10 protein-coding genes and 1 pseudogene are annotated in these 19,668 nt (G+C 59.2%); 4 read left to right on the top strand and 7 right to left on the bottom strand.

What is annotated here, in order from left to right; genetic code table 11:
* Positions 1-66: 66 nt before the first annotated feature.
* Entirely contained in the window at positions 67-3,129 is a 3,063-nt protein-coding gene (locus tag M5B42_RS22160; protein ID WP_248747021.1) for an efflux RND transporter permease subunit, read from the bottom strand.
* Positions 3,126-4,235 (bottom strand): efflux RND transporter periplasmic adaptor subunit, encoded by a 1,110-nt coding sequence (locus M5B42_RS22155; RefSeq protein ID WP_248747020.1) that lies wholly within the window; start codon positions 4,233-4,235, stop codon positions 3,126-3,128. Before M5B42_RS22155 ends, M5B42_RS22160 begins: the two co-directional genes overlap by 4 nt.
* 224 nt (positions 4,236-4,459) lie before the next feature.
* Here M5B42_RS22155 and M5B42_RS22150 point away from each other — a divergent pair, with 224 nt between their 5' ends.
* Together M5B42_RS22150 and M5B42_RS22145 are read left to right on the top strand one after the other, a co-directional pair.
* Complete coding sequence (locus tag M5B42_RS22150; RefSeq protein ID WP_248747019.1) at positions 4,460-5,920, top strand: efflux transporter outer membrane subunit; 1,461 nt, start codon at positions 4,460-4,462, stop codon at positions 5,918-5,920.
* Positions 5,921-5,985: 65 nt separating this feature from the next.
* A complete protein-coding gene (locus tag M5B42_RS22145; protein ID WP_248747018.1) occupies positions 5,986-6,771 on the top strand; it encodes an SDR family oxidoreductase in 786 nt (261 codons plus the stop codon).
* Between the two features lie 219 nt (positions 6,772-6,990).
* On the opposite strand, the gene M5B42_RS22140 is transcribed toward M5B42_RS22145, so the two are convergent.
* Positions 6,991-7,608, bottom strand: a complete 618-nt coding sequence (locus tag M5B42_RS22140; RefSeq protein ID WP_248747017.1) for a TetR/AcrR family transcriptional regulator — start codon at positions 7,606-7,608, stop codon at positions 6,991-6,993.
* A 503-nt stretch (positions 7,609-8,111) separates the two neighbouring features.
* Here M5B42_RS22140 and M5B42_RS22135 point away from each other — a divergent pair.
* Positions 8,112-8,567 (top strand): Hsp20 family protein, encoded by a 456-nt coding sequence (locus tag M5B42_RS22135; RefSeq protein WP_248747016.1) that lies wholly within the window; start codon positions 8,112-8,114, stop codon positions 8,565-8,567.
* A gap of 260 nt (positions 8,568-8,827) precedes the next feature.
* Positions 8,828-9,028 (top strand): annotated as a pseudogene (locus M5B42_RS22130) (DUF4400 domain-containing protein); the annotation flags it as partial.
* 155 nt (positions 9,029-9,183) lie between these two features.
* Here the strand turns inward: M5B42_RS22130 and M5B42_RS22125 are convergent.
* From M5B42_RS22125 to M5B42_RS22110, 4 genes are all read right to left on the bottom strand, one after another.
* Positions 9,184-9,729: a hypothetical protein gene (locus tag M5B42_RS22125; RefSeq protein WP_248747015.1), complete on the bottom strand. Its 546-nt coding sequence runs from the start codon at positions 9,727-9,729 to the stop codon at positions 9,184-9,186.
* Between the two features lie 786 nt (positions 9,730-10,515).
* Positions 10,516-12,840, bottom strand: coding sequence for a hypothetical protein (locus tag M5B42_RS22120; RefSeq protein ID WP_248747014.1), 2,325 nt, complete (start codon positions 12,838-12,840; stop codon positions 10,516-10,518).
* Between the two features lie 28 nt (positions 12,841-12,868).
* Positions 12,869-17,176, bottom strand: coding sequence for a hypothetical protein (locus M5B42_RS22115; RefSeq protein ID WP_248747013.1), 4,308 nt, complete (start codon positions 17,174-17,176; stop codon positions 12,869-12,871).
* Entirely contained in the window at positions 17,176-19,650 is a 2,475-nt protein-coding gene (locus M5B42_RS22110) for a hypothetical protein (RefSeq protein WP_248747012.1), read from the bottom strand. The genes M5B42_RS22115 and M5B42_RS22110 overlap by 1 nt, the downstream gene beginning before the upstream one ends.
* Positions 19,651-19,668 lie beyond the last annotated feature (18 nt).

The following is a 19,668-nucleotide window of genomic DNA, read 5'->3' as shown; positions in this document are numbered from 1 at the left end:
ACGAGCGATTCGATACAATTGCATCGGCGCCCGTGACTACGATTTGTTTTTGACCTTCGAGATCAATCATTGGCCCCTCTCATTATCGGGACAGATCTTGAACCAGATGGAATACATCGCCGGCAGGAACACCAGCGTCATGATGGTGCCACCGAACGTGCCTCCGATCAGGGTGTAGGCCAACGTCCCCCAGAAGACCGAGTGCGTCAGAGGGATGAACGCCAGGATGGCCGCCAATGCCGTCAGTAATACTGGACGGGCCCGCTGCACGGTGGCTTCGATCACCGCATGGAAAGGAACCAGCCCGTCTTGCCCGTTGTGATGGATCTGTCCGATCAGGATCAGCGTATTGCGCATCAGGATGCCCGAAAGGGCGATCAGGCCGACCAGGGCGTTGATACCAAACGGCTGGTTGAAAACCAGCAAGGTGGGTACCACGCCGATCAGCCCAAGCGGCGCAGTGAGGAACACCATGATCATGGCCGAGATCGATCGTACCTGAACGATGATTATCAGCAACGTCAGGGCGACCATGATCGGGACCAGCGGCACGATCGCTTTGCCCGCCTTTCCCGACTCCTCGATCGCCCCCGCCTGCTCGATTCGATAGCCGTCAGGGAGGCTGTCAATGATCGGTTGCAGTTCCTTGAGGATCGCGCTCGATACGTCTGGCGGCTGCAAGTCTTCGGCAATGTCGCCGCGCACGGTAATGGTCGGGGTACGATCACGTCGCCGCAGGATCGGCTCCTCCATGCGCACATCAACCTCTCCGACCTGGGACAGCGGAATACGCTGCCCCGCCGCGCCCACCAGGGTAAAACCTTCTATCTTGGCGGGATCGAGCCGAATATCACCCGCGGCGCGACCGACCACCTGCACCGAACGGATGTCCTCGCGAACCGCCGTGATCGGCGCCCCCGTGAGCAGGAACTGTAACTGCTGGGCGACGGCATTTGACGTCAGGCCTACCGCCTGCAGGCGATCCTGGTCCAGGCTGAAATGCAACGTTGGCGTCAGCGCCCCCCAGTCGGTATTGACGGTCCGCATCAGCGGGCTCGCCTGCATGACACTCTCGACCTGGTCTGCGATCTCACGCAATTTCGACGGGTCAGGCCCCATCACCCGGTAGGCAACAGGGAATGGCGAGTACGGCCCAAAAACAAGCTGAGTCACCCTGACACGCGCCTCTGGGGCAAGTCCCTCCGCCGCAGCCTCGCGGAGACGGAACTTGAGTACCTCGCGCGCCTCCTGGCTATCCGTCAGCACCACAATCTTCGCGAAAGACGGATCGGGGAGTTCCGGCGCCATGGCCAGATAGAAACGTGGCGCACCTTGCCCGACATACGCCGTGACGATTTTTGCCTCAGCCTGCTTTTGCAGCCAAGCCTCAATTTTGGCGGTGGTGGCACTAGTCTGCTCGATTGAGGTGCCATACGGCATTTGCACTTCGATCAGCACCTCTGGGCGGTCCGAGGTCGGGAAGAACTGTTTCTTGACCAGGCCCATGCCGAGAATGGCCACGACAAAGGTACCGATCACAGTGCCGGCCACCCACCATTTGCGGGCGATGACGCGGGTCAGAATCCGGCGAAAGCGGTTGTAATGAGGCGTGTTGTAGATGGCCCCGTGACCACCCTCGACTTTCTTGATGTCCGGCAACAGCTTCACGCCCAAATACGGGGTAAAGGCCACGGCGACCACCCAGGAAGCAATCAGGGCAATGCCGACGATCCAGAACATGTTGCTGGTGTACTCGCCGGCAGTCGATTGTGCGAAGCCATTGGGCATAAAGCCGATAGCCGTCACCAGCGTACCGGACAGCATCGGTGCGGCCGTATGGCTCCAGGCATACGCGGAGGCCTTGATCCGGTCGTAGCCCTCCTCCATTTTCACCACCATCATTTCGATGGCGATGATGGCATCGTCCACCAGCAGCCCGAGTGCCAGGATCAGCGAACCGAGGGTAATACGGTCGAAGTTCTTTCCGGTGGCCGCCATCACTACAAACACCACGGCCAACGTCAACGGCACAGCCGCCGCGACCACCACACCGACCCGCCAGCCCATGCTGAGAAAGCAGACAAGCATCACCACCAGCAGCGCGACGAAGAACTTGACCATGAACTCGCCGACCGCCGAGTCGATATTTACCGATTGATCGGTGACCTTGGTGAGCGTCATGCCCAGTGGCATGCCTTCATTGATCTTGGCCGTTTCCGCGTCCAGGGCCTTGCCCAGGTCCAGGCCGTTCCAGCCTTCACGCATCACGACACCCAGCAACAGCGCCTCTTCGCCGTTATTGCGCACCAGGAAGGTGGCCGGATCTTCATATCCGCGCTCGACTGTCGCGACGTCCGAGAGCTTGAGCGCGCGGCCTTGAATCGCAAGGGGGGTGTCACGAATGTTCGCCAGTTTATCGAAGGCACCCTCCACCCGCAGGACGACCTGCGGCCCTTTGGTTTCGATCGAACCAGCGGGCGTGAGCAGGTTCTGGCTGTTCAGCGCGGCGAAGATATCCTGGGGCGAGACACCCAATGTGGCCAGCCGGTCATGGGAGAAGGAAACAAAGATGCGTTCAGCCTGCTCGCCGATGATGTTGACCTTTTTCACGCCCGCCACGTGCAACAGGCGCTGGCGCAACGACTCAGCATCACGCACCAATAGACGCTGCGGTTCGCCTTTGGCTTTGAGGGCGAACAGCGCGAATGTCACATCGGAAAACTCGTCGTTGACCATCGGCCCGATAACACCCGCCGGCAGTCTCGCGGCCTCATCGTCGAGTTTCTTGCGCGCCTGATAGAACTCCTCCTGTACTTGCGAAGGCGGCGTGCGATCGACCAACGACACCATGGTGAAAGCCAGTCCCGGGCGGGTGTAGGTTTCCGTGCGGTCGTACCATTTCAACTCTTGCAGGCGCTTTTCCAAGGGTTCTGCGACCTGATCCTGCATCTCCTGGGCCGTCGCGCCCGGCCATGCCGTGATGACGGTCAATTGCTTGACCGTGAACGGCGGGTCCTCCGCACGCCCCAGCTGGAAGAACGCCAGCGTGCCCGCGACAGCAATCAGGAAGATCAGAAACACCGTGATAGAGCGCTCGCGAACGGCGAGCGCCGATAAATTGAGGCTCATTGACGGCCCCCGGCAACCTTCACATCACCCTGTTGGGTCAACCGCACTTCCTCGCCATCGTGCAGTAGATGTGCGCCCAGCCCGACAATGCGCTCGCCAACCTTGAGATCACCGGCTATTCGGGCGGCGTCGTCGCTCAAGCCCAGGACCTGAACAGGTCGCCAGCTGACTTTCGCCGGTTCGCCGGCAATGACCCACACACCCGTTCCCTTGCCCGGATCATAGACGGCAGCGATCGGAACTTGCAGGACCGGCCCTTGCGCAGAGCCTTCGGCGATTCGAAGGGTGACGGTCGAACCCAGCGGCGCATTGGCCAGCGCGCCCTCCAATACATACCGCGCCTCAAAGGTGCGTGTCATACGATCCGCCGAGTCGGAAAGCAGCCTCAGCTTCGCGGTGACCGTCCCCGAAGTATTGCCATAGAGCGTCGCCTGCGCGGTGGACCCGGTGGCCGGACGCAACGTCTCCGGCAACTGCACGATGGCTTCGCGCTGCCCGGCCCGCGCCAGTCGAATCACGATTTGCCCAGGGCTGATCACCTGCCCTGGCTCGGCGAGCGTCTCCATCACAACACCGTCGGCGTCCGCGAGCAGCACGGCATAGCCCGACGCATTACGGGCCACGTCAGCCTGGGCTTGCGCGGCGCTCAGTTGCGCCTTCGCGGTATCGGCTGCGGCTTTGATCTGGTCGTAGCCCGAGGCGGAAATGGCACCGGCGACAACCAGATCACGATAGCGAGCCTCGTCATCCGCGGTCTGTTTGGCTCGGGCTTTGGCGGCAGCGACCGCTTCCTGCTGCGCTCGTGCTTGCAACCCCAAGTCGATGGGGTCGAGACGCATGAGCGGCTGACCACGTTTGACGGCCTGACCGGTATCAACCAGACGCTCAAGTACCTTGCCTGACACCCGGAACCCCAGATCACTCTGGACACGAGCCGCCACGACGCCGGTGAAAGATCGCGCGGTGTCGGACGAACCCTGAACCTCAGAGACCCTGACCAGGGGCGCAAGCGTGCGCGGATCTTGGGCGGTGGATGAATCGCCACACGCCGCCAGGACGAGAGGCAACAAGCAAGCGGCAATGGTGATAGGTCGAAGCCGGTGCATGGGTACCCTTACTGAATGGAATAGGACTGGAGCCATATTCTCAGACTAGTGACCATTACTGTCAATGGTCACATTCAGAGTGCCAAACTGCGCAACATCAGCGGGGCCAAATGCATCAACGCCTTCTGTATCCCGTCCAGATTATTTAGTCCATGGGCGTCAATTGACAATTAGTGACCATTATGAAATATAGTCACAATTCATTTTCGACTCAAGGAATCTCAATGCCTTCTTTGCGCCCCGTAGCTCTTTTGGTGAGCGCCAGCTTGATAGCAGGTTGCGCGGTCGGTCCGGACTACCACCGTCCGGACGCTCCGCTTCCGGACCGTTTCCTGGGCCAGCCCCTTGTCGAACAGCGACCCGCGGCGATGCCCGCCAATCTCGTGGACTGGTGGGAAGGCTTTGATGATCCGGCGCTGACCGAGTTCGTCGCCAAGGCACTCGAGCAGAACCTGGACCTGGCGCAGGCCTCGGCGCGAGTCGCGCAGGCGCGGGCGGGCCTGGGTTCGGCCAATGCCGCTTTACTACCCTCGGGCAATATCAGCGGCCAGGCTGCGCGCGCCCACCAATCAGTCGAAACCCCGCTCGGCCAGGTGCTGAATTCAACGCCTGGCTATGATCGGTACGGAAGTGCTTACGAACTCAACCTCGGTGCCAGCTGGGAGTTGGACCTCTTTGGTGGCCTGCGTCGTGGACGCGAAGCAGCATTGGCCGAGTACCAAGCTTCCGAGGCGGGCGCCGCAGCCACAAGGCTGGCGGTTTCGGCGCAGACCGCCGATATCTACATCACCGTCCGAGGATTGCAGGCCCGCCTGAACATTGCGAACCAACAGGTCAAAACGCAGCAGGAACTGCTGGAGAAGGTCCAACTGCTCTACAGCAAGGGCCTCGCCGCCAGCTATCAGGTTCGCCAGACCGAGGGCACGCTGGCCCAGGTCCAAGCGACAGTGCCGGCTCTGCAGACTGGCCTGGATGCCGCAATGAATGCATTGGATATCATGTTAGGCACCCCGCCCGGCACGCATCGCACGCAACTGGCAAACGCGGGAAACATTCCTCTCGCGCCGCAGATAAAGGGCACGGGAACACCGGCCGATTTGCTGCGCCGCAGGCCAGACCTCATCGTGGCCGAACGCCACCTCGCGGCCTCCAATGCGCGCATCGCAGAGGCAGTTGCCGAGTACTACCCCAAATTCTCCCTCAGCGCATTGCTGGGCAGCGCCACCTCCGTATCCGGCGGCAATCTTTTCAGCAACGGCGCCAGCCAGTCGGCGGGCACATTGGGTCTGCGCTGGAGACTCTTCGACTTTGGCCGCATCAACGCCCAAATCGATCAAGCCAAGGGACAGGAAGCCGAAGCCCTCGCCGCATATCGCCAGTCCGTACTGCGCGCCACCGAGGACGTTGAGAATGCATTCTCCGCACTGGTGAATCGAGAGGCCCAGACAACCACCCTCACCCGGGGCGAAGCGTCGTTGGCACAGGCTCAGCAGTCGTCGTTCATTGCCTATCAGAAAGGCACGGCCAGCCTGATCGATGTTCTGACTGCCGACGGGACACTGCTGCAAGCCTCCGATGCCAGGGCGCAAGCGCGAACGGAATCGGCACGGGCGGCGGTCGCTGCATTCAGGGCCCTGGGGGGTGGCTGGCAACCGCCAGAAACCAAACCGGTGGCCAGTCGCTGAACTGATCAGACCTGGCAGTTCTTCATGCCCCTCCTCTATTGGCTCAACAACCCGAGATCAGCGATATGAAACCAAACGAACATTCCTGGGTACTCATCACAGGCGCTTCAAGCGGGTTTGGCGAGGAGTTTGCCCGACAATATGCCGCGCAGGGGAAATCGCTTGTCCTGGTAGCACGCAGGCTGGATAAGCTCGAAGCGTTATCAGCGCAGTTGCGCCAGCGTTTCGCCATCGATGTGATCGTCGAGCAAGTAGACCTGTCGTCGATCCCCGCGGTCATCGAACTGCATCAGCGGCTGAGCGAGCGCAAAATAGTGGTCGATGTGCTCATCAACAATGCGGGACATGGATTGCAAGGGCCTTTTCTGGATCAGCCCCTGGATCGTTCCCTGGCCATGATTGATCTGGATATCGCCAGTCTGACGGCCCTGACTCACGTCTTCGCGCTAGACATGCGAGCCCGCAAGCGTGGACACATCCTGATGGTCGCCAGCCTGCTGTCTTTTCAAGGCGTGAAGAATTTTGCCGTTTACTCTGCCGCTAAAGCTTACGTGCTGCGCTTCTCTGATGCGTTGCATCGTGAACTCAAAAGCGACGGCATCATCGTGACGGCACTCTGTCCGGGGATGTCGGATACCGGGTTTGCACAAAGCGCCAGGCAAACGATTACGCCAGCCTTGAAAATGGTCATGATGCAGCCACAACCCGTGGTCCGCGCAGGCATTCGGGCACTGCAAGCCGGACGATTGAGTGTCGTGCCGGGCTTTGGCAACAAGGCTATGACCGTCCTGATCTGGGCCACGCCGCGTCGGTTTCACCAAGGTCTCATGGCACGCATCATGGGCGCCTGAAAGGCACATAAAACCCAAAGACCTGACCTGGAGAAAAACGAAGGCCTGCGGCGACTCCGAATCATGGCGATCGCTCAAGAACGGAAGCGCCATACTTATTCACGTGACTATTTATTTAAATAGTCACAATCCAGGCAAATGAACACCTTTCATTGAGGGGGGGATCGCAAGGGGGGAATGCGTCGTTACATTGGAATGATATGAGTCCTCAGCCGAAGCTCAGGGCATGAGGCTACGCAAGATGAGGTTGGAGGTGAGCGTGGGGGCGTCCTCGATGAGATCGAGGTTGTACTGCAACAGCAACGGATTGACGAAAGGCCGTAGTGCCAGATGTATCGCATCTACCGTCTCGTCCAGTGGCGTTCTGCGCTCGAACTCACCGAGTTCTCGCCCCTCTCGTACGATTTGCAACACAAAGCTTTTGATTTGTGCGTCATAGACCTCCGAGCTTGGCCAGCGCTCCGAGGCAGAAAACGCGGCAATGTCGTAGAGCTTTCGGTCATTGAAGAACAAGTCCGCGCTCGTGGCCACCAGGGTCTTGACCAAACGTCTAAAGCGCTCCGTTGGCGAAATACCATCGACATTGATGGCCTTCTCCACGGCGGCAACGATTTGCGTCAGACAATTTTTGCAAATGGCTTCGCCGATCGCCTGCTTGGAATCAAAAAACTTGTAGATGTAAGCCTTGGAGAACCCGATGGCCTTGGCCAGGTCGGACACAGTGGTCTTGCCGTAACCATATTGACTGAAATGTTCGTTGGCCGCCGCGACAATCTGGTCTCGGATCTCATGGTCCACTGGACCACGGACGCTGGGTGCTGGTATTGGCTGGTTCATGCAAACAGCTTACTCACCTCAAAGGCGGCTGACAACCAGTGACCGAATTGTAATATCGTCACGAAAAAATCATTCTGAGGATATGACTGCGTCTACGCAATCTACTGGATGCCTTCAACCCCAGTTACGAGCCACTAACGCTGGTCTGGACAGACACGAAACCAAGAGCCGATGGGCACGGTACTGTTGAACCCGGATCGGCAACAGCCGGTCGAGAAAAGAGCACCCTAGTTACACGGTGACGCGACAACGACCTTGAAAAACTCCGCCCTGCCGATCACGATCCCTTGAAGCGCCGGAGAAACTCGCCGGGGTATTGATCCGCGCTTTCGGAATGATCCATACGCATATAAATAATCTTTTTAGCGACCCTGACATTTTAGAACAAAAAATCATTTTGGCTGTTCTTGAATCGTTTTTCTGACGTAGCTATATATTTTGTACGCGATGCCGAAACCGGGTCGCGGCATAAATCACTTGGAGAAAACTCAGGAGATTTAGCAATGGCTACTACCTTTTCGTTAGCCCCACTGTTCCGTCAGTCCGTAGGCTTCGATCGTTTCAACGACCTTTTCGAATCCGCGCTTCGCAGCGAGGCGGCCTCGACTACCTATCCACCTCATAACGTCGAGAAGCATGGCGATGATCACTATCGAATCGTCATAGCTGTGGCGGGTTTGTCTGAGGAGGATCTGGATCTTCAAGTAGAGAAGGAAGTTTTGACCATCGCTGGAGGCAAACGAGAAAACGATAAGGAGGCGATCTACCTGCATCAGGGAATCGCGCAACGTGCGTTTCGACTGTCCTTCCGTTTGGCGGATCACATAGAGGTTCAAAATGCATCGTTGACCAATGGATTATTGAGCATAGATCTGCTGCGAGTTGTACCGGAGGAAGCCAAGCCCCGGCGCATCAACATCGATAGCTCGGGGAAGTCCGATCTGAAACAACTCAACTGATAGCAGTAAATTAGGCGCTCTTCGGAGCGCCTTTTTTTGCGACCAAACCCCTGTTTTCAGTGCGAGAGACCACCTCATTTGTAAGCGTTCCGGCAATACATCTTGCGGCCTATTACAGATGCCACGGTGTTCGTATCCTTGTATACAGCAGACCTTTAACGCCCCATTTAAAGTGCGGAAATGTCAAATTGCGCCAGTGCTTAAGCCAACCGAATAGCCGCTCTATAGACATTCTGCCGCCTATATTTGGATTTGTCGAAGAGACACGGCAAGCCGGGCGAGAGTCAAGTTTTCTCTACCATCGGGAACGGGCCACGATTCTGCCGTTGGCGGTGTTACCTTGGGTGGCCTACTTGACGTTGCCGATAAGTATTCACCCTCTCTGGATCCTGCTGCCGGCAACGTTGATGTTGGGAGTGGCCGTGAATGTAACAGTGGGGGTTTTCAAGAAGTATGTTTAGATCCTTCTGCCCTACCTCAACGACAAAATACCCAAGCCCCTGACGCCCCCGCTGAAAACTTAAAAAAACACTGACTTTTTCAAACACCCTCAGATAAATCAAGGCACCCAGTGTATCGTTCGGATGAGCATTAAATAAATCAGTGTTTTTGCCGACTAAATACGAGCCAAGTCCGACTCTGAATAGACGGCATCCTCTCCATTCCATGCTTTGAAGGAAAGATAACTCACACTGTCTTGCAACTCCCCATAAACAGGATCTATCAAGAAGTATCCTCCACTGTTGGTATAAAATGTCATTTCACCACCACCCGGCCTTATTAAGCCCCCCATGCAGGTCATCAGAGGCATAAACCAACGACGCACATCCCGGATCAGATTTTCTTTCGTCGCTGTGGGAGTATACAAACACTCAACCTTAAACTTAGCACTCAACCGATTAGACGCTCTGTCCTCCATGAGCCTTCCAATCGTCGCAACTGAGTAATCGGAACCAAAGGGACTAATAGGAAAGTCTTCAATTAGCACCCACGAGCCATTAACATAATCCATCATGGTATCTATCGACGTCAGAATCTTATCTTCTAGGCTTAAGAACAACGTCCCATATTTAATAAATGCAAGCATAGAAAGAAACAGTGTAGGATTTCTTTGAAGGATAGATAAATAATGTTCCCAAAGAACTTGACGCGAGAGGGTCATGATGTATCACCTCCGCGTCGCAGTGGACACCCTGTCAGCGCTTAAAGGGCGGGGGAAGATGGGTTTGCCGGCGGCTTACAATCAACCGGTCAGGTCGTTTTGAAAATCATACAAACCGAGGTGTTGACCCACTAAATATTAAATACATTTCTTACGAACCCGGCTGATTCGAAACATCAACCTTCGGTGTCGAACTAGATAACGGGGCAATTTCAAAAGTAACCAGTTCATCAACTCCAGGTGTGAAAGTAGTTGCGGATGCTGCTTCTACGATCGTATCGGCTGCTCGACTCGGGTTCACTGGACAGGGAGTTGCACCTCTTGCTCCTTTGTACGGCAGGGAAACTCATACGTCCTGATTAACTACGCTTAAATCAAAGCTATTGCATTGAGGCCCTGAATTCAGGCGACCTTGATCGACATCCTGAATCTTGAGCACAGGCGCCTTATTCAGGTGAACGAAGGGAATCTGGACCACTAAAGGACATCCAGGCGGTGAACTCTGCATCCTCACCGCTGGGCCAGCTCACCCAACGGCTATTGTGCTGATTGAGAATATCCGAAGTTTTGCGGCGTTCGCGCGATCGGTTCACACCCAAAAAGCAATTGGAGTTGCCGCCTACGGCTATGGCTTAACGATGGAGAATTTTGGTGCCCGCTTGGCAGCATGCAATCGCCTGCCCTGTCTATGGAACGGCTATCGCTGATGTAAACGAAACTCCATCTGCCCGCCGCGCCCCAGGCAGCTGTTGTCAGCTCGGTCAGTTGGCTGGCGGCAAAGCCAGCCTAGAGCATCAACGCATACACCGTCTTGTTTGGCCCGGCACTCGGGGTATGGGTCCCGGTGGTCCCACCTGCAATCCACAAGCCACCGCGAAACAATGTGGAACCCGGGCGCGATACACTCCAGGCCAAGCCCGGCAGCACACTCCAGCTATTGTCCGAATAACAATTGAGATCCCCCAACGCCGAGCCATCCGGCGCGACCCCGCCCAGGACAAACACGCCGCCGTCACTGGTGAACACGGTCGGAGACGAGCGAGCCGACGCCGGCAGCGGCGGCTGCTCTTCCCACGTGTTCCCCTGGCTGCTGGTCCACACATCATTGCTGACCGTGTTGATATCGGTCTGTCCGCCAACGACATACAGGGTGGTGTCCGATGCAGCGATCCCAAACCGCGAACGCGGCGTCCAGCCGGCCGTACCGACCTTTTGCCAGTTGCTGCCGTCGCTTGAGCACCACAGATCATTGAGAAGCTGATAGCTCTGGTCAGAGCCCCCTAGCACCCACAGTTTGTCCTTGAACACCACGCAGCCGAAATCACTGCGTCCGGGCCAGGCCGCATTCGCGGTCACCTGGGTCCATTGCATGCCGTCACTGCTGCTCCATATGTCATTCAGACGCTGCGCTCCGGTGTCCCCACCCATCAGCCAAAACTTGCCCTTCCAGTACACGCCGCCGGCATTCGAACGCGCCGGAAAACTCTCGCCGAACCCCGCGACCTGGGTCCAGGTCTGCCCGTCGCGCGTGTTGAAGATCGCTTTGGCCGTGTCTGGCGAAAACAGCCACAAGGTATTGGCGTTACCCAGCAGGACGGCCCCACTGAGCGCTTTAAAGTCAGTACCGCTATCAAAGGTGTTCCAACCCCGGTTCAGGAAGAACAGGTCCAGGGATTTGCTCAATGGTCCACCCTGCCCTTGCACGGTCAGGGTGTAGGTGATCGGCTTCTGCGGAAACACTGGATAACTGCCCGAAACAAGGTCACCCCGGGGAATCACGTAATCGCTTTGCCCTGGTGCGCGGATGACCGCCGACAAGGCGGCGCGGGTCTGCCAGGTCAGGTTCACCTTGGCCGGCAGCGTGCCGCTGTAGGCAGTGGCGGCAAAGGCATCCAGCGCCACCGGCGGCACATTCACAGTGAACTGTGTGGTGAAATCCGGGGAGGCTGCATTGAGGGTCTTGTAGGCATTGAGCGTGAACTGGGTCGTGGTGTCGAGCTTGATCTTGTACTGGGCAATGCTGCTCACCCCAGTGCCGATCTGCCCCTTTGCGCTGTCGAGGGTCGTATCGCCGAACTGCAGCTTGACCTGCTGCACGTCGAAGCACTGCCAACGCAAAGTGACCTCGTCCCCCAGGCTGGCCAGATTGGAAGGGACGGCATTGAAAAAGATGATGTTCGGCGTCGGCTCGCGCTTTTGCAGCACCAGGGTGAAGTAGCCATCGTCATAACCTGGGAAGTCGCTGTATTGCAGGTAGGCCAACGTTGCCCCGCGAGGCGCCTGGGTGGTGATTTTCTCAACGACAAAAGCGGCCGTCGCGCCGCTGGCGGGCCCCAGCACGGCCCGGTTAGTGTTGACCGGTTTGAGCGTCCAGACCGGGTCGTTGGCACCGGCACCCGAATCGGGGTTGGTCGCATCCCATTCGTAGGTCTGATGGCCATCGTGATACGTGGCCTCGACCGACGCCTTGATGTTCCAGGCCGAGAACGGGTCTTTGGGGTCCGACGGGGTCAGCGCCCCGATGCTGTCACCATAGACGAAGGACAGCAGTACGGTCGGCGTGTCCACCCAGGGTTTGGTGACCAGGTCCTCGCTGGGCTTGAGGTTGGTTAACTGCAACACCAGCAGGTTTTCGATGGTGACGTTGTCCAGCGGGGTGACATAAACGCTGCTGTCAGGCAACAGTTGCACGGTCATGTTCTGGCGCAGATCGCCGGCAAACTCGGGGTAACGCAGCAGGAAGATCTTGTACGGCGGCGAGATGTTCTGCCCGTTTACGCGTACACCGAGATCGGCGTTGGTCTGACTGGTGAGGCTTGAAACAACACTGCCAAGCTTGATGACGAGAGTGCCGTCCGCCTCGATTAGCTGGCTCCCCTTGAGCACCAGCATGTTGCCCTGCACTGTCGCTGTCCAGCCGGTAGTGAGCACCTTGATCTGCGCCACATCCGAGGCATTGAACATGGTGCCGGGGAACTGCAGGCGAATATCAACGGCCGTGAGCGTCGAGGGGCTACGCAGCGTTAGCGTGTAGCTACCCAGGTCCGAGCGCCCGATGTAGATTTCGGGCTTTTGAGTCGAGTCGTTCAAAAATGTCGCGCTGACAGCCATGTCATGGCTCCTTTGGTTTACCCGGTATCTACTTGGTTTGCGGCGCAGGCGTCAGCTTGAGCCAGCCGTCCTCGGCCGTTTGCGGTGTATAGGAAAACGCGGCCCGATCCCCCACCTGACTGGCCGGTAACGGCTCGTCCTGCGGAACCTGCTTGCCGTCCCGCAACACGCTAGTGGTCCATTCCCAGACGAATCCCGACTCCGGCGGTACCGGCAGGCTCAATCGCTGCTGGCTGCGCAGGATCGGATGGGTAAAAAAGGTCATTTCGATGTTGCGCAGCGCCGCCGCCGTGATGTCCGGTGGGATGCCGATGGCCTTCACCGGCAACAGGCCCGTTGTGGCATGCACCATCGCCCGAGGGTCGACCAGCAGGCTCAGGGTTTTCTGCGCGGGGATGCGTACATCTCGCAGATCGGCAATCTGCGCCTTGGCATCGGCGTAAGGTTGTGTCGGCGGATCAATGTTGGCGTGCAGATTCAGGGTGATGGTCTGCGCCGTCGGCCGCTCGATCCCCGCAACTCCCGGGCTGGGGGCTGCAGGTGCATAGAGGGTGGTGTACGGTATGTCGCTGTCGAGCAGGTACGCCACCAGTCCATCCTCGAGGTGGTCGCGATCGCCCAGGCGCACCGGGATATCGATGCCGCGTATGTCGGCACTGTCGCGTTGCGTCCAGTCATAAGTCTTGTCGTTCTGGCCGGGTAACAAACGCGCCAGTTCGTCGCTGCTGGTCACGAACGCCGGCAGCCCCTGCACCTCGCAACGCAAGCCAGCGCGCACCAAGGCCAGCGGCTGGCCCATCAGCACTGCTTGTGCCTGAGCAGCCTGTTTGTCGTCTGGCAGGATGTAGGTGTGCGCATTTTCGATGGTGCCAAGCAAGGTGGCAAAAAATGACCTGGGTTTACCCAGGATGAACGTGGCCAACTTCACAAGGTGCGGGTTGGCGTCGGCGAGGTCTTCCTGCATCGAACGGGCGGCGTTACCAGGCGCCGAATGCCAGGCAGCGGTCTGCTGCGCACCGAACACCCCAAGTGAACCCAATACCTCGCCGGTGCCGGTGAACAGCATCAGCGCGTTTTCCAGGTAGTTCGGCACGATCCAACCACACAGTGGGGAGGTCGAGGGCACCGGGTTCATCTGCACTTCGTCGTTCCCGGCACTCAGCCAGCGGAACAGCAAACGACTGGGCTGGGCAATGCGAGGCGCCAAGTAGCCTTTACCTGTGACACCGTCGGGCGCCTGCATCTGCCAGGACACCGAGACCTTCTTGCTGTCCTCGAACTGCTCGGTGTCGACCAGCAGGCGTTTGCGCCCGAACACATCGACAAGTTGCAGTTTCGACAGGGTGAAATAGCCGGCGCGCATTAGGTTGTACAGACTCTCCTGGCTGATCGGCACCTGCCCGGTCTGCTCGCCCGCCGCCCAAGCCACGAAATGGGTCAGGCTGTTGACGTACTGCGTGTTGTCAAAGCTGTCGACCAACGCTGTCGGCGTCGACTCCTCGTCGTAGAACGGGTTGAACGGATTGAGCTGCAAGCCCGCCGCACGGGTGATGAACCCGGCATTGACCCCGCCCAGCCCTTGCGCCAGCAGCGGTTTGTCCACCAGGTACTGCACGATCGCCTGCAGGTCGGGGTTGTCGTTGTGTTGCAGGTAGCGGCGCAACTGTTCGATCAGCGGCTCGGCCACCTTGGACGACAACAGGATGCTGTCGGTCAGCTTCACCCGACCCTTGGCCGGTTGCGGCGGGGCCTTGCCGAAGACCAGTTCGATCTCGCGTTCATCCAGCTGGAACTGCTCGGTGATATAGCTGGCCTCATAGTCCTGCGATCCGCTCGTGCTGTGCTCGAAAGGCACGTAGGTCGCCTCCCAGACCAGGAACAGCGGCAGGAACGGGTCCTGCCAATCGAGCGCATGGTTGAGCGCCAGCCCCTGCGGTGCTTGCCCACTCCAGGTGAGCGTGAGGCCGTTGCTGGTTTCGCTGGGGTTTTCGATGATCGGCAGGGTTTTCCACGGGGCCGCCGCGTTTTCCGTCCAGGCTTGCTGGATCTGCGCGACGAGCGCTTGCTGTGCGGCCACAACTTCCGTCTGTGGCGTCCCTTTGAGCGCCCCGGCGATCTGCGACACCAGCAACGGGTCGAGCAGGCACTTTTCCCCCAGCAGACGGCTCAGGTCATCGAGAATCGGCTGCAGGTCGCGCGCTTCAGGACTGCCGGCCGGATTGACCTTGGGCACACCGAGCGTCAACGCGCTTTGCAGGGCGGCGGCCGTCAGGCTGGCGCCGCTGGTATTGGCGCTGACCTGGCTCAGCAGTTGAGCGCCAAGCCGGCACGGCAGGCGCTTGACGTTACCGTTGCGTCGGGCCGGTTGCAGCGTGTCGCCGGTCACCACCAGCACCGGCTCGTTGGGCTGCCAGAAGCGCGCGGCGTTGGTGGCCTGCAATTCGAACTGGCTGTAGGTGGTGGCAAGCAGGCTCACCAACGTATTGGCCTGCGTCACCAGTTGCCCAACCAGACTTTGCGCCGACGCCTTGCTGACGTAGCTGCCGTCGGCGGCCTGACTGAGAAAGTTCTGTGGCCCGCAGTAAAACACCGGAATGTTTTGGGTGGCCGGGGACGCGGCGGCAGCCTTGCCGAAGGCAGCCTCGAACTTGGCCCACAAATCGAGGATCTGCTGGGCCAGGTAAGTGTTCAGTTGCGTGACGTCGAAAGGCACCGAGCCGGTATCGTCGTAGAGACCGGTGATGTATTTGTACCAATCCATGAAGATCTGCTGACGGCAGGACACGATGATATTGAGCAACGCATCCAGGCGCTGCTGGTACAAGTTGAGTGCATTGAGCTTATCGCCCAACCGATTGTGATCCTCAGGCAGCACCGCCTGTGGCGCGGCGTACTGCGAGCCGCTACCGGTCTGCTTCTGCCGAATCATCCAGATGCGCCCCGATTGCAGGGCGCCGAAGCCGTTCTGATGCACTTCCTGCTCAAGCTGCACCAGCGTCAACGAGCTGCCAAGCCGCTCCAGCAAACCCATCTGCAGCGCATCCAGGAGAAACTCCAGGTTGTCTTCGATCTCCTGGCCGGCGCCGTCAAGCTGGCCCTCGGGGTCCTGGGGTTTTCTGTTGCGCCATTGCTCCTTGATCAGCGCGGCCAATGCCGACGAACTAGAACTGCCCATGGCGGCTCGCACTGATTCGTCGCGGTCGGTCACGGGTGCCAGGTAGCACTTGGGAAATCCCGGCTTCGCATTGGGGAGCACCGGGTTCTGACCGGTGGTATTCCAAGGGACGTTCGCCACCTGCGCCGTGTAGACACAGCGCGAGGGAAGCTGCGCGGACATGGGCGTGTACTGCCACAGGTAAAACCCTTCCACCACCTGGGCGAGCAGTTGCTCCGGGGTCAGTTGCTCGTCGAGCGGTGCCTTGCCGTTGTCGACACGGGCCTGGGCGAGCTCCTGTTCGAAAGCTGCACTCTGCAAGGGGTCGTCCGCCGCACTGCTGTGCCAGCCGCTGACCTGGTACGACACCTCGAAACGCGCATTGCCCAGGTCGAACCCCTGCCCTATATCCTGGAATGTGTCGTGGAAGCCGAATGCGCTGGCACAGTCCGGGTAATAGGCGCTGAACGTCGGCCCGCTGTTGCCCAACGCGCTGATCGCACCCAGGCTTTGCCCAGGCGCCATGAAGTTGCTACCCGACAGGACGAACGCTGACAGGTGGCGCACATCCGTCAGGGCGGTACCGGGCAAGTCCGGCTCCGGTTGCCAGTTTTGCAGCTCGAACACCCGGCCCATGCGCCGCGACGGCGGGTAATAAGCGGCGCCACCATTGCCGGCGATGTCGTAGCCAGGTGGTACATCCCAACCCACCGGCAGGGAAATGCTGGTGCGCTGGCTGAACGGGTAATAGTCCGAGACGTACTCCTCGGGCGTCATCAGGTAGTCGCTCTCGACCACCCACTGTTTCACTTGCGTGCCCTGCTGCCCCTGGAGGATGCGCGTCACCAGCCAGCGGTTGGGTGCCGGCGGGTAGTCCACCGTGCCGTCCGGTGCCTGGCGCCCTTGGGCTATGGTGTCGGGCAGCGCCCAGTGCAGGTGGATGCCTTCCTTGAGTTGCTCGATCACGTTCTGGCTCAGCGGGTTGTAGGTGTTGCTGCTGACGTTGGCCTTGGTCCAGGTGCCGGTATGCACGATGGCGCCGTTACGGCCCGGTTCGCGCCAGGGCAGCCCCTCATAGGCGGTCGTGCCGCCGGAAAACAGCTCAGTGCTTTTGGTCACCAGGCTCGCGTCGTTCGGGCTGACCCGCAGTGCCTGTACATTGATGGGGATTATCAAGGTCATTATTCAGATCCTGCGCTGAGGTCGAACGAAACGAGACCGACACCCTTGACCATTTGCAAGGCAAATTCGGAGGACGGCAGATGGTCGAAGCCGCTGTAGATACCCTGGATGTAATCGCCGTACTTGGGGTCGTGCAGGTTCTTTGACAGCCGGTAAAGGCGCAGCAGCCGCTGCACGTTCGCATCCCGGAACGGTACGCTCTGGAACACGCCAGGCACCTGCTCGCCCGCTGTATTCGTTTGGGTGGCGTTAGTGAAGTTGTAGCGCAGGTTGATGGCTTTGGGCTCAGTAGCCGCGACGCCAAAGTGCAAGCCTTCGGCGGGCTCATGGATGTCCACCGAGCCCAGCGTCTGACCGTCGAGGTCAAACAGGCACAACAGCACGCCGGGGGCCAACCGCTCGAAGCGCACAATGTCCATCGCCTTGCCGTCCGGGGTATAGGCGTTCACTTCAAGCCCCGGCCAGCCCTGCACCACGTCCGAGCGCAGGATGAAACCGCTCACCACGTCCATGTCGGTTTTTTCCTGAGCCTGGTCTTTCAACCCCAGCGCGATGCTGCGGCTGATCGAGGCTTGCCGGGTGGTGTGCAAATTCACCCTGGCCTTGATCGCGACATCGTGGGCGATGGACGGGTCGGCGGCATTGCCGGTCACGGCCCGGCCGATACTCAGCGCACCGTCGAGCAAGCTCTGGATCCAGTTCTCGTCCAGATAGAAGAAGCGTATCGACTCTGGCGGCAGCATGCGCTCGTCCGGCACCAGGTAGTTGAACGGGACGCCATCGAGCAGCTTGAGCTTGGCCAGCCAGGTGTAGATCTCCAGCGGCACGCTGAACCGGGCGTCGCCGATGGCGAGCAACTGCGTCGCGTCCGAGAGCACCTCCCGCTGGTGCCTGACCCGTCCGGCGCGAGCAACAGCCAGGTTGCCAGTGGCCAGAAGTGCGTCGGGGGTTGGCAGGAAGGGCTTGAGCAAGGGATAGATCAGCGCGTCGCTTTGCAATTGCTGCTGGATTTCATCAAGTGACTGCTGCAGCACGATGGCCTCCATCTGCGCCACGACATCGCGCAGGTTGTTCCGGCGCCAATTGTAGAGCAGCACCGAGAAATGCTTGTTCTGCAAGGCCAACAACTGGCCCATTTGCCATGCCGCCGCATAGGAGATATCGAACAGCCCGGTGTCGGGGTCGTACTGGGTCGCGGCATCGGCGGAGGTCCAGGTCGGCGGCACGGTGTTGGTCTTGATCTGATACGGCGTCAGCGGTCCGCGGTACCACGACACGGTATTGCCCGCATCGCGGGTGTGGTGCTCGAGCGCCATATAGCCCATTTGCAGCGCATTCTTGGCCCGCCGGGTTTCGTCCGTGTCGCCCTCTTCCACCACCGCGACCGGCAAGCCCAGGGCAAAGTTGGCGGCGACAGTCGAAGGCGTTGCCTGACCTGCCAGCGGGTTCTTCGGCTTGAGTTCGAGCAGCAACTGCTCGAAGCGCTTGCCCGTACCGATCGAGGTGAAGGACCAACTCCTCAGCGAGACCAGGCGCATGAAGCCTTTGTCATCGATGGCAAACCCCGGTTCGTTCGGGGCCTGCACGGAACGCGGCCGGCTGACTTCGCTACCGTTGTCCGAAGTGGCCGGGTCGATCGGCAGGAACGGTTCCATGGCCTCCAGCGACACCAGGTGTGCGATACAACGCTTGCCGGTTTGCGGCAGGCGGCTACCGGTGACGATGGCGAAGTTGGAAGTACCCGGCACTTTCGAAAGGTCGTTGCGCGAGGCCGGGACGCCGTTCTGTGTCGCCTTGCGGATGATCTCGACATTGCGCACGTGGGCCATCATTTTCAAGTCGTCCAGTGACGGCGCAACGCTCCAGAACAACCCCAATGGGACATCAATGTAGTTGCAGGCATCGTCCGCGTGCTGGCCGTAATCCAGATACTTCTCCAGCCGTGCCGCGTCGCTTGAACTGTCCAGGTCTGCAGCGGCGTAGAAGTACGAATAGCCCTGCGCGACCTGCGTCTGCGGACGCTTGAAGAACAGGTCGCGCAGCTTGCCGGCGCTCGGGCTGGCACTGAACCCCTGTTGCTTGAAAGCCAGCTCGTCATCTTCGTCGAAGATCAGCACAGCCATCCAGGTGGGCACATCGTGATCGTGCTCTTGGTCGGGAAAGCTGACCACCGGTTCAGCAAGGCTCGGGCGGCGCATCCAGGGCAACGTCTGCTTGGTAAACACTACATGCGCCAACGTATCGGTGTATTCGCCCTGGGTCTGGTCAGGCGGGAACACAGCCTGGATATCGTTGCTGTCGAGGGTGAAACGTGGCGCCTGCACCGCAAAGTGATACTGATTGGCGTAGTGCTGCTGCTCCTGCGAGACGCGCTGGGAGACCGTGAACTGGTACTCGCCCGCCTCCAGCCCGGGCAGGTTGTGCTGGATAAATTTGACCGTCCCTTGAATGGGGTGTTCTCGATTATCAGTCACTGCTTATCTCCAACACGT

The sequence above is a fragment of the Pseudomonas sp. MWU12-2037 genome, from assembly GCF_023242345.1.
In the GTDB taxonomy this organism is placed as follows: Bacteria; Pseudomonadota; Gammaproteobacteria; order Pseudomonadales; family Pseudomonadaceae; genus Aquipseudomonas; species Aquipseudomonas gingeri_D.
Note: the sequence above shows the minus strand (reverse complement) of the source record. Positions and strands in the feature narration are given on the sequence as shown.